The organism is Aurantivibrio infirmus (genome assembly GCF_054767315.1).
This window is the reverse complement of the sequence record NZ_BAAFSK010000004.1, coordinates 344,581-360,015: the sequence shown is the minus strand read 5'-3', so window position 1 is coordinate 360,015 and position 15,435 is coordinate 344,581. Positions and strand designations below refer to the sequence as shown.

The 15,435-nt window shown below is 42.1% G+C and carries 18 protein-coding genes; 8 read left to right on the top strand and 10 right to left on the bottom strand.

Annotated features, from left to right (window positions below; genetic code table 11):
- Window positions 1-137 precede the first annotated feature (137 nt).
- Window positions 138-344 carry a hypothetical protein gene (locus ACYUCY_RS11065; RefSeq protein ID WP_460226546.1) on the top strand — a complete coding sequence of 69 codons (207 nt, stop codon included), beginning with the start codon at window positions 138-140 and terminating at the stop codon, window positions 342-344.
- Between the two features lie 346 nt (window positions 345-690).
- Window positions 691-996 (top strand): DUF3301 domain-containing protein, encoded by a 306-nt coding sequence (locus ACYUCY_RS11060; RefSeq protein ID WP_460226545.1) that lies wholly within the window; start codon window positions 691-693, stop codon window positions 994-996.
- Window positions 997-1,027: 31 nt separating this feature from the next.
- Here the strand turns inward: ACYUCY_RS11060 and ACYUCY_RS11055 are convergent, their stop codons facing one another.
- Entirely contained in the window at window positions 1,028-1,366 is a 339-nt protein-coding gene (locus tag ACYUCY_RS11055) for a zinc ribbon domain-containing protein YjdM (RefSeq protein ID WP_460226544.1), read from the bottom strand.
- A gap of 104 nt (window positions 1,367-1,470) precedes the next feature.
- Between ACYUCY_RS11055 and ACYUCY_RS11050 the strand changes: the two genes are divergently transcribed.
- The 3 genes from ACYUCY_RS11050 (at window position 1,471) to ACYUCY_RS11040 (ending at window position 3,834) form a co-directional block, all read left to right on the top strand.
- On the top strand, window positions 1,471-1,872 hold the full coding sequence (locus tag ACYUCY_RS11050) for a YchJ family protein (RefSeq protein ID WP_460226543.1): 402 nt from the start codon (window positions 1,471-1,473) through the stop codon (window positions 1,870-1,872).
- A 163-nt stretch (window positions 1,873-2,035) separates the two neighbouring features.
- On the top strand, window positions 2,036-3,028 hold the full coding sequence (locus ACYUCY_RS11045) for a tRNA-dihydrouridine synthase (protein WP_460226542.1): 993 nt from the start codon (window positions 2,036-2,038) through the stop codon (window positions 3,026-3,028).
- Between the two features lie 62 nt (window positions 3,029-3,090).
- Entirely contained in the window at window positions 3,091-3,834 is a 744-nt protein-coding gene (locus ACYUCY_RS11040) for a class I SAM-dependent methyltransferase (protein WP_460226541.1), read from the top strand.
- Window positions 3,835-3,949: 115 nt separating this feature from the next.
- On the opposite strand, the gene ACYUCY_RS11035 is transcribed toward ACYUCY_RS11040, so the two are convergent.
- Entirely contained in the window at window positions 3,950-5,992 is a 2,043-nt protein-coding gene (locus ACYUCY_RS11035; protein ID WP_460226540.1) for a PHA/PHB synthase family protein, read from the bottom strand.
- 133 nt (window positions 5,993-6,125) lie between these two features.
- Complete coding sequence (locus tag ACYUCY_RS11030) at window positions 6,126-6,638, bottom strand: phasin family protein (RefSeq protein ID WP_460226539.1); 513 nt, start codon at window positions 6,636-6,638, stop codon at window positions 6,126-6,128.
- Between the two features lie 831 nt (window positions 6,639-7,469).
- Here ACYUCY_RS11030 and phaZ point away from each other — a divergent pair.
- Both phaZ and ACYUCY_RS11020 read left to right on the top strand, forming a co-directional pair.
- Window positions 7,470-8,285, top strand: a complete 816-nt coding sequence (phaZ, locus tag ACYUCY_RS11025; protein WP_460226538.1) for a poly(3-hydroxyalkanoate) depolymerase — start codon at window positions 7,470-7,472, stop codon at window positions 8,283-8,285.
- A gap of 135 nt (window positions 8,286-8,420) precedes the next feature.
- Window positions 8,421-9,242, top strand: coding sequence for a hypothetical protein (locus tag ACYUCY_RS11020; protein ID WP_460226537.1), 822 nt, complete (start codon window positions 8,421-8,423; stop codon window positions 9,240-9,242).
- Window positions 9,243-9,302: 60 nt separating this feature from the next.
- Here ACYUCY_RS11020 and ACYUCY_RS11015 read toward each other — a convergent pair whose 3' ends face one another.
- The 4 genes from ACYUCY_RS11015 to ACYUCY_RS11000 form a co-directional block, all read right to left on the bottom strand.
- On the bottom strand, window positions 9,303-10,031 hold the full coding sequence (locus tag ACYUCY_RS11015; protein ID WP_460226536.1) for a YebC/PmpR family DNA-binding transcriptional regulator: 729 nt from the start codon (window positions 10,029-10,031) through the stop codon (window positions 9,303-9,305).
- A gap of 188 nt (window positions 10,032-10,219) precedes the next feature.
- On the bottom strand, window positions 10,220-10,489 hold the full coding sequence (locus tag ACYUCY_RS11010) for a DUF1318 domain-containing protein (RefSeq protein WP_460226535.1): 270 nt from the start codon (window positions 10,487-10,489) through the stop codon (window positions 10,220-10,222).
- A 10-nt stretch (window positions 10,490-10,499) separates the two neighbouring features.
- Window positions 10,500-10,682 (bottom strand): YnbE family lipoprotein, encoded by a 183-nt coding sequence (locus ACYUCY_RS11005; protein WP_460226534.1) that lies wholly within the window; start codon window positions 10,680-10,682, stop codon window positions 10,500-10,502.
- 98 nt (window positions 10,683-10,780) lie between these two features.
- A complete protein-coding gene (locus ACYUCY_RS11000) occupies window positions 10,781-13,357 on the bottom strand; it encodes an intermembrane phospholipid transport protein YdbH family protein (RefSeq protein ID WP_460226533.1) in 2,577 nt (858 codons plus the stop codon).
- Between the two features lie 278 nt (window positions 13,358-13,635).
- On the opposite strand from ACYUCY_RS11000, the gene ACYUCY_RS10995 reads away from it, so the two are divergent.
- Window positions 13,636-13,848, top strand: coding sequence for a DUF3820 family protein (locus tag ACYUCY_RS10995; RefSeq protein WP_460226532.1), 213 nt, complete (start codon window positions 13,636-13,638; stop codon window positions 13,846-13,848).
- A gap of 13 nt (window positions 13,849-13,861) precedes the next feature.
- Here the strand turns inward: ACYUCY_RS10995 and ACYUCY_RS10990 are convergent, their stop codons facing one another.
- The 3 genes from ACYUCY_RS10990 to ACYUCY_RS10980 are packed head-to-tail and all read right to left on the bottom strand — an operon-like array spanning window position 13,862 to window position 15,433.
- Window positions 13,862-14,281, bottom strand: coding sequence for a cupin domain-containing protein (locus tag ACYUCY_RS10990; protein ID WP_460226531.1), 420 nt, complete (start codon window positions 14,279-14,281; stop codon window positions 13,862-13,864).
- 19 nt (window positions 14,282-14,300) lie between these two features.
- Window positions 14,301-14,753, bottom strand: coding sequence for a carboxymuconolactone decarboxylase family protein (locus ACYUCY_RS10985; RefSeq protein WP_460226530.1), 453 nt, complete (start codon window positions 14,751-14,753; stop codon window positions 14,301-14,303).
- Window positions 14,753-15,433, bottom strand: coding sequence for a DJ-1/PfpI family protein (locus ACYUCY_RS10980; RefSeq protein WP_460226529.1), 681 nt, complete (start codon window positions 15,431-15,433; stop codon window positions 14,753-14,755). Before ACYUCY_RS10980 ends, ACYUCY_RS10985 begins: the two co-directional genes overlap by 1 nt.
- Between the last annotated feature and the right edge of the window lie 2 nt (window positions 15,434-15,435).

Genomic DNA, 15,435 nt, shown 5'->3' with positions numbered 1-15,435 from the left:
CCACTAATTGAGAATGCGTATTAAATGGCTTTGATAAGGCTTCGATATCTTGAAATTTCTTGTAAAGTTCTAACAATGCTATTGAAATTATTTGGGCGGCAGATTAGTTTATTCGGAACAATTTAAAGGGGGTACATATGACGAAGGACAGTAATTCTAAGGACGAATTATCATCGGTTTTCCAAGCAAATATTGTGAACGAAAAGGGCGAAGAAGTTCCCATTACGGAATCTATGGTGGAAGAATCTATGGCGGAAGCTAAGCTTCAGTCAATCGGAACTCATACCGGTTATAACAAGGCGATCACTGACGAAATGCTGAGAAAAGCACAAGAAAAAAAATAATATTCTCCCTTAGTTTCAAATTGATATTTCTCAATAAATTTATATTATCTGCTGTATGACCGCCATTCCTGGTTGTTGGAATGGTGGATCTTAATCATTCTTGATCGACTCTTCATCAGCGCCCCAGCTAAATTTCACTAGGTTTATCCTTGTCCTAGTTATCGAACTGACGAGTCAGAATAAAGCGCCGCGAATACCGCAGTGAATTTTTATTATTAGGCTTGTCTTTATTGCGTACCGAGCATAGAAATGAAATCGCTGACCTTATGGCGGATAATGAAGGCGAGTATACGGATTCAATAGCGGAGCCAGATTTTCCTGTTAACAAAAATTCGGGTGGTAATCAGTGCCAGAACTGTTTTTAATTTTATCCATCGTAGCTTTTGTTTTTTTGCTTATACATTTATCTGTGGTGAAAGAGTTAGCCTTGCAGGCAGCAAAAAAACACTGTCACGAAATGGAAGTTCAATTTCTCGATGGAACCGTTAGCCCAAGTGGTTTTGGTTTTACAAGAAACCGAAAGGGCACCTTGACCTTGGTTCAAAAATTTCGTTTTGAATTTACGGTAACGGGAGGAGAGCGTTATAGGGGCGCCACGGAATTTGCCAGCAAGCAGATGTTGAAGGTGGTATTGGAGCCACACAAAATTTAATGACCTGCTTCTAGTACCAGGAACTATCACCCTATACTTTTTTTACAAATTCAGATTTCAGTTTCATCGCACCTATCCCATCAATTTTACAATCGATATCGTGATCGCCATCGACCAGGCGAATATTTTTAACTTTGGTGCCGACTTTGACAACGGAAGAGCTGCCTTTAACTTTCAGATCCTTAATGACGCTGACTGTGTCGCCATCTTGGAGGACATTACCATTGGAATCCTTGACGGCGGATTCCTTCTCGGTATTTTCATCCGCAAGCTGAGGCCATTCATGTGCGCATTCGGGGCAGACAAACAGTAATCCATCTTCATAGGTAAATTCGGATGCACATTTAGGGCAGTTGGGTAAGTCACTCATAGTCGAAACCAAGGTTTGCAGTGTATGATAGGGGCCACATTTGGGCGCTATAATGCCAAAGGTTCTGAGGGACTGTCTACGAATAACGTGAGTAATAATGCGCAATGAAAGAGTCTTGTATTTGCGGAAGTAAAAAACCTTCGAATGAATGCTGTAATTTATATCTCAGCGGCGAACAAATTCCCAAAACCCCCGAGCAGCTCATGCGATCTCGCTATAGCGCCTATGCTTTAGGAGGCTTTGGCGAATATTTACTAGAAACTTGGTTCCCAGCCACTGCTCAAGGATTGTCAGTAGCTGAACTCTCTGATCCCAAAGTTGATTGGGAAAAACTTGAAGTGTTAAGTAAATCGCAACGAGGTGATGAAGGTTGCGTCGAGTTTAAAGCTTACTTTCGAAATCGAAGCGAAGAACAAGGGCAGCAAGGTTTACAAATAATGCATGAGGTGTCCGAGTTCCGGCGAATTGGCGGGCGCTGGTATTATGTGGGTGGCCGGGTTAGCTAAACTGATTGTTGAATTTAATTTAAGATTTAAAAAATTTAAAGATTAAGTGCATTAGTTTGAGCCCTCCACATAAAGGCTCTATTCAATTCGCCATCATTCATCGGGATTCCTCCGGATCTATACTTCTAAATAATTCCAGCCAATTAACTGAAAATAAATCACTATGAAAATTATTTTGGCACCAATGGAAGGTGTTGTAGATCATACGTTTCGCGAAATGCTCAGTAAAGTTGGCGGCATTGATCGTTGCGTTACAGAATTTATTCGTGTTACCGATGTGTGTTTACCTCCACGAGTTTTTTATCGTTACTGTCCCGAACTAAAAAATGAGGGATTAACGAAAAGCGGTATTCCGGTCTTTGTTCAACTGCTTGGTGGACAACCAGAACCTATGGCAATGAATGCACTGCGAGCGGCGGAATTAGGCGCCCCGGGCATCGATATCAATTTTGGTTGTCCGGCAAAGTGCGTCAATAAAAATGATGGTGGTTCAGTAATACTAAAAGAACCGGATCGGGTTTTTAATATTGTTCATGCGGTTAGAACCGCCGTTCCTTTAGCTACACCCGTTACCGCAAAAATTCGTTTAGGTTTTAGTGACAGGACATTGCTACATGAAATCTATTCCGCTGTCGTTTCCGCAGGAGCTAACGAATTAATCGTTCATGCGCGAACGAGAGACGATGGTTACAAGCCCCCCGCGTATTGGGACGCACTAGCGGGCATTCAAGCCGAAGGTAAAATTCCTTTAGTCGCGAATGGTGAAATTTGGTCGGTGGAGCACGCTCGCCAATGTTTGATAGAAAGCGGTTGCCGAGATCTAATGCTCGGAAGGGGCTTGTTGGCGAAACCCGATTTGGCTCTGCAGATAAAAGGATCGTTACAGCTAGAACCACGTCCAATCCAATTACAGTGGGAAAATATTCTCGATCTTTTATTGAGTTTTTGCGAAATAACAGAAAACGAATATGAGAGAAAATATGTTGGTAATAGAGTCAAACAGTGGTTAGGTTATTTGCGTCGGCAGTATCTTCTTGCGGAAAATTTATTTGAAGATGTAAAGAGGCTTAAATGGCCGGAGGAAATCAATGATCAAATATATCGCCATAAAATTCGTCTCTGTTCAGGCTTTACCGGGCTAGTGGAGTCCTCTTAACTTAAAATCAAATTCAATTTCCTGTACTATGCCGCTTCGACAAATATTACCTAGGAGAGTCAATGCCTGCCGCTAGCACTGAAAAAGAGATTCGCGAGGTAAACCAAAGTTTTTACGATGCCTTGTGGTCCGATGTCAGATTGATTGACCCCAGCCGATTTAATACTTGGCCATTGATAAAAAAACTGGCCGCGAATGCAAATATGCGCTTAGAGGTGGGGCCGGGTATGAGGCCTCGCTTACCGATCGAGGGAACCTGGTTTACTGACATCAGTGAACCCGCGTTGCAGAAGTTGGCTGCCCAGGGTGGAAAGATTAAAGCGGGGCAGATAGGCGAGCTGCCTTATGATGATAATAGCTTCGACTTGGTCTGTGCTTTAGACATTGTCGAGCACGTTGAAGATGATATTGGGGCTTTAAAAGAGCTTTGTCGAGTTGCTAAACCTGGTGCAAAAATGTTGTTGTCGACTCCGCTTTATATGGATTTTTGGACAACATTTGATGAGGTTGTGGGCCATTATCGACGTTATGAGCCGGAGCAGTTGCGTGCATTATTAAATGATAATCAATTGGTCGTCGAACAAAGTGCGGGCTACGGTATGAAACCCAAATCATCGATGCTCGTGAATTGGGGTATGAGTCAGCTACAAAAAAATCCTAAACGAGCATTACGTTGGTACAACGGTGTTTTTATGCCGATGGGTTTACGATTTCAAAAGCCCTTACAGCTTGAAGAAGGTTTGGTTGATATTGAAGGTGTTAATGAAGTCTTTATGGTCTGTCGACTGGATAAAACCGCAGCCTAATCAATAAGATTGTTTTACGATAGGAAGCTTAAAAAAATCGCCTCTAAGGATTAGAGGCGAACAAGCTTGCTACAGGAGGCCAGTTTGATTTTGTGATGTTTTATTTCTCGCATTTTTATTTTTCAAATACATAAATTCCGGGACTGGCGCATATTGGCGGATAATTCTCGCTACCAAAATGTGCTGGCGCGACTCTTTTCTCTCCACTGCGTTCCGTTAACCATTCACACCAATGCGTCCACCAACTCCCTTTTTGTTTCTCGGCGGCTGCTAGCCAATCGTCTGCATCCGTGACATGCTTGTCGTTGGTGTAGTAAAAAGTGTTACCAATTCCTGGTGGCCTTAAAACACTTTGGATATGCCCGCTGTTGCTGAGTACGAACTCGCACCTAGCATTCGGCAACTGTTTTAAGTTCTGGTAGCAACCCTTCCAAGGCATTAAGTAATCTTCGTCACCGGCGAGAAAATAAAAATCACTATCGAATTTACTTAAGTCCACGTCTTCGCCACAAATTTTATGGGACTTGTTCGGAGAAAACTTATTGTTAACCAAAATATCCATAAAATCATGATGAAGTGCTGCGGGTAAGCGTGTTGAATCATTATCCCAAAATAGTACATCCATGGTTGGTGGCTCTTTGCCAAGTAAATTATTGTTCACCCAATAATTCCAAACCAAATCCGTTGGTCGTAGCCATGCGAAGACGTGAGCGAGCTCTTTTCCATTCATTACGCCCTTGTCTTGTGTTCTTTCGAGCGCATGTTTAACGGAATTTTTATTCATGAATAAGTCAAGCGTTGGATGACCTTCTGCGTTTAATGCGGTAACCAGCAAAGTGTGGTTGTGAATAATTTTTTCGTTTCTCCCCGTGTAATAAGCTTGTAATGACATCGCTGTAATACCGCCGGCACAAGCACTTGCTAGGCTAATATCCTCGCTACCACTTATATCCAGTATTGCTTGCACACCTTTATCTAGTTCTTCGACGTAGGTGTCCATGCTCCAATTGGCATTTGCTTCGGTCGGGTTTTTCCAGCTCACGATAAAGGTTTGTAATCCGCTATCGATTAACTGTTTTACTAGGCTATTTTTGGGTGTTAAATCAAAAATATAAAATTTATTAATTTGTGGCGGAATAATTAAGATCGGTCGCTTATGAACATGACTTTGTCCATTGCTGCCGTATTGAATGATTTCAAAAATTCGGCTGCGATAGATAACTTCACCGGACGACACGCCGAGATCTTCACCCACTTTGTATGCCGTATCGGAGACTTGTCGAGGCATTCCACCGTTGGTTTTAATATCTTTCACAAGGTTATTAAGCCCTGCTAAAACACTTTGGCCTCCAGTTTGATAAGCGCGTTTAACGGCAACCGGGTTTAATGGCGAATTGGAAGGTGCAATTGCCGCACTTACTTGCTTTAAAATAAATTGCGCGCGCTTGTTGTCATTTTCATCGTCGAAGGCTAGTTCATCTACCATCCCGTTCATTTCTTTAGACCACGACAGATAGGTTTGGAGGACTATTCGATATACAGGGTTTTCGTTCCACACAGCATCTCGAAAGCGGCGATCGCCACGTTCGGGTTGTAAATCTGATTTCTTCTGGACTATCTGCATGAGCTCTCGAGCAAAGTTAGCGTAACGTTTGCTGAAGACTTCAGGCTGCTTGAATACCTGCAACGTAAAATCGAACAGAGTGTCGATCATACTTTTTCCATGAAGATCGTCAAAACCGGTTTGATGTCCTGCAAAATCGTAGCGCTCTTCAAGTTCCGCGTTATCGCTAACTTTCTCATCAGAAGGCTGCGTCATCTCCGTACGCTTTAAAGTATTTTTTTCACTGAGTGACTGAGTGAAACTAACTAAAGCATGTGCGGAGGATCTAAGCTTTTCAATTTTTTCTGCCAACTCTTCATCAACAGTTTCAAGATTTACAGGTCTTGCTTTACGCTTAGCTTTTACCGATGGGGGTTCAATATCAATGTCACTAGCAATGTTACTCGTGATGTTCGCCGTGGTTTTAGAGCATGGTTCGGCCTTGCTAAACTCGTCTCGATACGGCGGCTGATTGGCCAAGGCGTAGTCATCAAGTTTCAGATTACTCAGAACCGTTACCGTGTTCTGAGGGATTATTTGCTTTGCAGTACCCATAACCTCTAACAACTCCTCAATAAAGGCCTTCACATTTTTGGATATAACGATAAGTCTTTTAAGATCCGCCGAGACATAAAAATTTCTTATATCATCGGCGACCTTTTCTTTAAGTAATGAGAATAAATCCTGGTTAGGAATCCGTGGTTTTACTTGGCGTACGCTTTACTTTTTTCTCGCTAAGAGCCGTTAGCTCTTCGATTGCACCCGACATTTCGGACATTAATAGTGCAATTTGTTCCATGTCGCCCTTTGTTGGGACACCGGCAGCATGGAGAGTACGAGAAAAGCCTTTACCGATCAGGCCTTCAACTTTGTTGATTTTTCTCTTTGAAAAATCTAAGATTTTTTTGCGTTTGGTAAGTACCGCAAGTTTTACGCCCATAATTTTCTTGTCGATATCTTCTTTGGCCTTTGCTTCAACCTCGGTGCCTTTATCCGCCATTGCTTGAGTAAATTCAGACACATTTTTTTCAGTTAAAGATGCTGTACCAAGAGCAGCATGCCATATGAATTGGTAGGGTTTTGTTAGCTTAGACAACGACTTAGATACCGCGGCTTTAGAGTTTTCTACTGTTTCTTCCAGTGAAGCAATTAAGTGGACGTTATCTGTTGTGCTTGTTTCTGAAGCAGATTGTGTAGCCATGAGAAGCCTCTCTACGGTTTTCGTGTGATTGGGTGTAATGAAATTAATTTGAAAATATTGATCGAGCTAAAAACAAAAAAACGGTTTTGCGTTGAGGATAACTAAGACGCTCGCTTTGTGAATTAGGTCGAGCGACAAAGCCGGCCTTTAACTTGGCTTATGCCAAAACTATGCCAAACGATTGTTTTGAGCATGGTGAGAGATTAAATGAAGTAGATGAAACAATTATGTCGGGCAGGAGAAAATTCTAATTTTTGTAGCATAACTTTAAATATCAAGGAGGAGGATGATCAAATTGAGAGAAATGTTGTGTTTTCAGAAAGGTTTAGCTCCAGGATAGATCTAAATTACAGATTTGGCATGGGCTATGCACTGAGAATATCATTACACTTTTCTTACTGATTATTTCGGAAATAGTTTATGGGCTCTACGAATTCTTTGCAGTTGTTTCAAAAATATCTTCTTTGAGCCGATGCGTGGATCAAAGAAGGGGCACGGAAACCGAGGTTGCGCTCAAAATGCAATAAATTGAGGCGCGAAGAGACCTTTAGCAGAGACGCTCGCGCTGATCTTATGACATAACTATCGGATAATTGCGGGCCATCTACACCTGCTGTGCTGCCTATTTTAAGGGGAGCCAAGATCAGTGGTGTGAGTCCTTAGTTTTTCAAGAATATAGAAACACGTATGTGGAAACTGAAAATTAAAACACCTGACTCTAGCATAACGGATCAATTGGTGATGAAAAGGAAGTGTGCCATCATGGCCTGTTTGTAGAAACCATTGCGAATTAAAACAGGCAGATGGCCTGAAACAATAAGGCGGCAGCGCTTGTACACTATCGAAGACACCGTAATAAAAATAGACCGCTTAAAAATTCGTGTGATTAGAAAAATTACTGAAAACCGTAGTTCACCTCCGCTATTGTTATTCAACGGAATTGGTGCGAACAGTGAGTTGCTATTGCCATTGATGAGAGATTTAGAAGGTATCGAGTGTATCGCGTTTGATATGCCGGGTATCGGTCAGTCCCAGGCAACATTTTTTCCGATGCGTTTTAAGGGTTTGAGTCAGCTGAGTGCAAAGATCCTTGATCACTATGATTATGGAAATGTCGATGCCCTTGGTGTTTCGTGGGGTGGTGGGCTGGTACAAGAGTTTGCGCGAATGCATCAAACTCGTTGTCGCCGTTTAATTTTGGCAGCGACCTCGCCTGGCGTGGTGATGGTTCCTAGTAAACCTTCGGTATTTATGAAGCTGTCGACGCCGAAGCGCTATCTGGATGAAGAATATTTGTTTGAAGTCGCCGAACATATCTATGGCGGGGCGCTCCGAGAAAATCCAGAAAAAATTCGCGAGTTTGCTGAACATATTAAGCCTGCAAAAACGGGAAGGGGCTACCTCAATCAATTAGCAGCCATCGCCGGTTGGACCAGTATTCACTGGCTGCATAAGTTGCAACAACCAACCCTCATTTTAGCCGGCACAGATGATCCCCTAGTTCCTTTGGCGAACGGAAAAATACTGGCCTCTAGAATTCCGAATAGTGAGTTAGTGGAAATTGATTGCGGGCATTTGCTCCTGTTAACAAAGCGCGAAATAGTGGTCCCAAAAATTATAGAATTTTTAATGTCTGAATCGGCATAGAATATTTTGAACGGGTGAAGGGCAAGTAAGGACCAGCTTCGCGGAATCTGTTTTTTCATATATAAACCGTGGAAGCCGTTTATTCATATTAAAAGTTGTTTAGTTTCTAATTAGCGATTATGAAAGGTACATAGAATGCTGATCAGTATCTCAATCGTTTTGGTCTTTTATATGTGGGCCTTGGTGATATGGCGGACTACGCCACCGCTAATATCTGATGCTGAGCTTGAATCAGAAGATTTTCGATATACCTATACAACCACGCCGATGCGTCGACTTATAGTGATGCTAGGATCTTGTACACTATTTTCGTTAACAATGTGGTTAGTTACTTTCGCGCTGGGTTATTTTATCTGGGAAGAGATATTCTCTGTCCTAACGAATAATCATCGGATCGCAAAGACAATTGTATTCTTATCGGTGACTGGGATCGTTCTTTTGTTAATGCGTTTGCCAAAGCCAAGAAGGTTTTTGACGGAGATTTGTTTTTTCTTCCAGCGTTGTCAATTCTTCCCAATGTTGCCTTCTCCCCAAGAAGAAAGTCTCATCGAACAGATCTCTAAATTGCCTATAGGGAGTGTCCCAGATGAAATTCGTCAAGCTCTGTCGAAAGACGCTCCACAGGACGTAGACTTAAAGACAGGAGTGTTATGGAAAGATTACGAGAAGCTGGAAATTATCCATAAAGAATTAAAATTAGTCGCATCTACACATCGCGGCTTTGTGAAACGGTTTTATTTTGGCCGAGAGTGGGAGCTCATCGATAATCAATTTAAGGTTATTGATAAAAAAATGCATGACAATAAGAGCGATGTTGATGATGCGCTGGCAAAAAAAATCCATACATGCTTGTACTATAGCTATGGATTGCTAACTCGAGTGATTATGGAAACAAGTACAAGTCATGAAGAAAGTAAAGATTTATTTAAGCGTTTTGGTTTTGATGTAAATGTTTGATCTAATTTGAATCAAGCCCATAGCGCTATTCTTATCGTGTAAATAAAAAATAATCCGTCTTTATAAATCGGCGTTGTGGTATACGTTCTGCACGTCGTCGAGATCGTTAAGCATGTCGATAAATTTTTCAAACATCGGCATGTCATCTTCGCTAATCGGTGAGGTATTCTGGGGAATAAATTGAATGGCATCGACTTCAAAGTCTAGGTCCTCTCCCTCTGGTGCAAAAGCATCGTTTAACGCCTGCTTCGCTTTGAAGTACTCAGTGCTGGGTGCGAAAATGGTTATGAGTCCGTCCTCATTTTCAATGTCGGTGACATCGACGTCTGCTTCCATTAACACTTCTAGCGCGGAATCTTCATCTTCGCTTTTATAGGCCAAGATGGCACTGTGATCGAACATGTGACTAACACTACCCTGGGTGCCAATCTTAGATTTCGTCTTGGTAAAACAAAGTCGCACATCGCCAAACGTACGATTGGGGTTGTCTGTGAGGCAATCAATGATCACCATGCATCCGCCCGGACCATAACCTTCATAGCGAGCGATAGAGAAATCTTCACCGCCACCACCTTTCGCTTTGTCGATGGCCTTATCAATTACGTGGCTTGGGACTTGGTCTTTTTTAGCCCTGTCAATCAGGTTTCGCAGCGCTAAGTTGCCTTGAGGGTCTGTGCCCCCTGATTTCGCACACACATAGATTTCTCGACCATATTTGCTGTACACCTTAGCTTTAGCGTCAGATGTTTTGGCCATTGATTCTTTGCGGTTTTGGTAAGCTCTGCCCATCTTGTTATCTCTTTGAATGCCAGAAAAGGTCGAGAATTCTACACCGAATTGGTAGTTTTTTCTAACTCAAGAAGGTTTATTTCGATGAGAACAAAGGAGTATTGATGTGTTTAGGGAGGGAGACTGAAACACCGATTTGAACCCGGTGTTTCAGTAGAGCTTGTTCGTAAAGGCAGAACTTCTTGTGGTTATTTATTTGAAAATCGTTTCTCGTATGACGCTCGACCCACTGCCTCCGCGGAAATATTATTCTCTTTTGCAATCCTTTCATATTCGGCCCGGCGGCCCGCATTAACTTTATCAACCAGTTCCTTGATTGCAGGGCTTGTATCTACTGCTTGAACGTAACCGGAAGGTAGCTCCTTTACTTTACCAGCGTCTACTGCGTCTGAGATTGGGCTGGCGAACAGCACCGCTGAGAAGATCATGCTGGAAATAAATAATAGTAAACGTTTCATAATTTTCTCCTTAGAATAAACTTTCGTCTTCAAACAATGTTTCCAATTCTTTATCGACCTTAACACGAACTTCATGTTCAATTTTGATGTTCATGTTAATTTCGATGGGATCGCTTGCTACCCTTACCGTCGGCGTACAGGCGCTGGTTAACGCCACCACCGTGCAGAATAAAAATAAATATACCTTGTTCATACTGGTTCCTCGATATGATTTTTATCGCCTACTGCTGTTGATCTTCGTAGAAGAGCAATTCGCACAACGACTCGTTTTCCTTTGTTAACTATTGGTCGTTATCGTTTACACTGCCCAAATTTTTCGACTTGAGAGAATATCGACAAGCTTTGAAATAAGGGGTAAGTATTTTGTTCTAAGTTTAGATTTAACACTACTGGACGACCCATGTCTGGATTGTTTCCCACTAAACGAAGATTACTCTTTAATAAACCTTTCGGGTTCAAAGCGAGAAATCCGGAAATTCCTCCACTCAAGTTTGTATAATGAAAATTTTGTAAGGCTTCAAAAGCCTCCTTTTGTGGCCCAGTTGCAGTGGATGCGTCTACGGGTATATGAATTTCACCCCCAGGTGCTATGGATTGTAGTGTGCCACCGACAACCTGAACGCCAGCTGAATCGACTTTCATGGGTAACTTGGCGCTGACCTTTCCGGTGACCTGCATATCGTATTCAGCAAGCGCTACTAGCTTGGCGAGGTCGATTTCAGACAGATTTAAAAGAAGTGTGTTCGCCTCCTGACCGATATCCCACCGTAAATTATTACCGTTAATATTGCCTTCAAGGATATTAGCGCTCAAAGACGGAAGCGTCACGCTGCCTTGATCATAGTTGAGGCTTGCGTCTAGGTTTTCGATAACGATGCCGGGGTTTATTTTGTTGGCGTTAATATTCCCCGACTTGGAACTTATCCCATCAGCATAGCGCCATTGACCGTTGTAATTTAAATCTTCGATTTGAAATTCTAAAGCGCTGATATCTAGATTTAGAATTTCGAATTCTGCATCAAGGGATATTTCTGGATCTAGGTTGAAGCGGCCACTGAGGGAAGCGCTACCACCGGTAACTTCTGTACACCATTTAGATAGAAATTGTTTGGTGCGGGCGAGGTTGCCAATCTCTAGCTGAAATTCTCCGGTTTTACCTTTGCCATCGACATCTACCTGTCCACCTATACTTGTTCCAAAAGCATTGATGTTTAGAACCGAGTGGAGTGTATTTTGTTCTTGCTTGAGATCGATAGTGGCACTGACTTTCCCCAAAGCTATGTCATCAATGAGTAATTTGCTGTTAGTTAGGCTTAGCTGTAAATCTAGCGGCTGTAGCTGACCATCTATGACGATAGTGCTTTCGATTTCATCGTAGGTAACAACAAATTCCGCAAGGCCGTTTGTTGTGATGGTATCCGGTCCGAAAATTAGCGATACGTTTTTATTGGCAACGATTTTAATTGCATCGGACTCCGCCGGTGATTTTGGCGTATAAATAAATTGGCTCTGAGGTTCAATGTTGAATGTTAAAGGAGATAATTTGTTTAAGTGTATGCGACTATTAAAATCTAACTCCGTATCTTCTAAGGCGAGCAGACCCTTGATAAGCGCTGAATTTCCTTGAACAGTTAGCGTCGCATTGAGTGTGGATTTTGGCGTTTGCGTATTGCGAGCTGAAATTTTAAGTGATGTAGGTTCAGAGAGTAGGCTTTGAATGGTTTCTAAATTTATTTCATTAGCGAATTTGGTGAGTGTCTCGTTCACATTATCGATGCTAATGCTAGAGTCCAATACAATCTCGAGACGCTCATAGTTGTCTTCACCCTTGATATTGTGAATCACTATGCTGCCACCCTTTGATAACAGTAAGGTAGGTGAGCTGAGTCCGTTTTTTAGTGAAATAGTGTGCTCAAGGTTTAGCGACTCAAAAAAATCTTCATGTTGAAGAACGCCAGATAAAATGAGGCTTGAGTTAGAAAGCAATTTACCTTCTTTTAATTGAAGATCGATATTTATTAGTGAAGAAACATTTCCCGTCATTTTGTTAATGAAACTTTCTTGATAAGGTTCTTCTGAGTTGTCTCCTGCTGGTGGATCTTTTCTCTCGTTCGCTAAACCTTTGGTTAAAAAAGTGCGTATAAAATCTAAGGTAAGTTTGCCGTTGCCTTTTCCGGTAATTTGATCTGGGCTTGCGGTGCCCTCGAGAGAGAATAAATTATTGTTTCTATAAGCATCGTCGTTGGAAGCCAGGCTAAGAGAAAAGGTGTTCTCTGTATTTAATTTACCATTTAGCTCTAGCGTCGTTTGGTTTGACTCAAGTATCCCGCTAACCTTAAGCGTATCGGTATCTAGAGATACCTCCGCATTAAAGTTGATATCGTTCTTTTGGCGACTTTCATCAGCACTATTATCTTGGAATATTATTCGTCCCTTTATTATGCGTAGTGACTGCATTGGTAGGTTTTTCAGCCAATCGGAGGGCAAGGGAAGCGTATCGATTACGGCTTCGCTTTGTGGCTTGGTTGCCGATGTGTCAGTAATTTGTTCCAGTAGGTTTGGCATGTAGTCGAGTTTTTCGATTTCTACACTAACTAACTTACTGCCTAAAATAGCTGGCCAGGTATAGTTAAGGCTGATATTTTCGCCGACAAAATTAGAACCAAAAGTAGAGCGAAGATTGGCTTTTTTTATCGTCCAGGTGTGTCGTCCGGGGATGTCGGCAACAAAATAATCGACTATCAAACCTTGTTCTTTCAATAGCAAAGAAATGATCGGGGGTAAGTAAAAACGAGAGGAAAACAGCAAGACGACTATCAATAGTGATAGTGATAGAAATACGATTCCTGTTTTTCTGAGAATGCCCATTACGATTGGCGTGTGATCCTTCTATATCATTATTTCTAGGTATATTAGCGCTTCTAGGCACATTAGTGTTTCCAGCCGAAGCATAAGGGGGTCGAGGTCGAATGTCTATCTTGGCGCTAAAGGCAGAAACCTTTGCTTGGTGATCTTTATAGTATTTGCTCGGTGATATTTATAGTAGAGGTCGGCACGCTTTACAATATTCTTGGAGCAAGTTAATTTCCCTTCCATTCTTGTGGGGCGCTACCCAAGGCGACAAAAACTAAACGCGATGTAACTGTATGAATGAAGAGATATTAATAGGCGCTATTAATCAAACCATGCCTTTTGGTAAGTATCGGGGACGAAAATTGATAGATCTTCCCGAGCCCTACTTAGTCTGGTTCAAACAGCAAGGGTTTCCAGATGGGAAGTTAGGAGAGCAGTTGGCTTTACTCTATGAAATTAAGTTGAACGGACTGGAATCAATGCTTAAGCCGCTTATTAAAACGTAAGCTATAGCGTCGTTTACAAAACGGATTTTTGAACAGGTATTGTAACCGGCGCGCCTTTAGGTTTGATAACAAAAACCAAAAACTTAGTACTTTGCGAGTCGCTGGCGTTTGCCGATTGAAGATGTATGTCATCAGGTGCTTCATAAAATGTTTGGCCTGCTACCAGTGTTACCGCTTCACTTTTTTCAACTTGCATGATCACAGAACCACTGAGTACATAGACAAAAACATGGGCATTGTGTCGGTGTGGGGGAGAGCTTTCACCAGCTTTTAATTCCACTGTCAACATCTGCACTTCTTGGTCATCGCTAAATTGCGGCAGATCTTTGCTCGCAATAATGTCGATTTCGGCACTGAAGGCAGCCGACGATAATAACGCGCAGAAGAATGTAAAACTAAATCTACAAAAGAATTTGGTAATTGATGCGCTCATTTTGAAGCTTCCTCTTAATTTAGTTTATATCGGGAATAAAACGCATCGCTGCGACAATTCGATTCCAGCTGTTTATGGTGACGATCACACTTGTTAGGCTAACGATTTCTGTTTCGCTGAATAACTCCGTAAGCAGTTCATATAGCTCATCACTTAATTCTTTACTCGAACAGGCGGTGAGCGCTTCGCACCAGGCGAGGGCGGCGCGTTCTTGATCAGTAAAATAAGGTGTTTCTCGCCAGGCTGAAAGTATGTCTAAGCGTTCTTGTTTTTCTCCCGCTGACCGGGCTTCGCTGTTGTGCATATGTAAGCAAAATGCGCAGCCATTAATCTGTGAGGCGCGAATTTTTAATAAATTCAGTAGTGCGATGTTTAGTCCAGAGTCATAGGCTGCTTTGTCAGAGTCGATTAAACCTTGTGTGAGTTGGGATTGTTGCTGGTAAAAAATATTCGGGGCAATACGTGCTTTCATTATTCATTCTCTTCGATTAGATCGATGATATCTGTCCAAGGTGTAATACGTTGCATTTGTAGAGCTTCAAAAACAGATTTTGCATTATTTAAAGAGCTCATCTTTGCGAGCATGATCAAGGCCGCTTGATAGCTCACCAGGCTACCATTTGAGGTGATGATGTTCCCATCGATAACAACGTTTTTATTTTCAACAACATTGATAGCCGGATAGGATTTTTGCAGATCTTTTTCACCCCCTGCCCAAGTCGTTGCGCTTTTTTGATTTAGCAAACTGGCTTCACCCAAAAGAAATGCACCGGAACAATTGCTACCTAGCCAGCTGACTTGTCGGCTTTTGGTTTGTAAAAATTCGATTAAAGCTTCGTTGTTTATTAGCGGCTCCATCGAGTAAGAACTGGGGACGATTAAAGCATCCAAGGCAATGTCGTCGGTGATGCTTGCATCAACAGTTAGGCGTATTCCTTCTTCTGTCGTCACAGTGGGCGAAGCATCAATGCCGATTAATGTTACTTGATAGTCTTTAAACCAAGCCTGGCGTGATGCGACTCCAAAAACTTCTGCTGGTGCAGTGACATCACTACTTAGAACGCCATCAAACACTAAAATACCAATGTGTTTGTCTGCAGCAAAAGCGGAAAGGGGAAAAAATAATAGAGATACAAGAAGCGAACGAATCATAT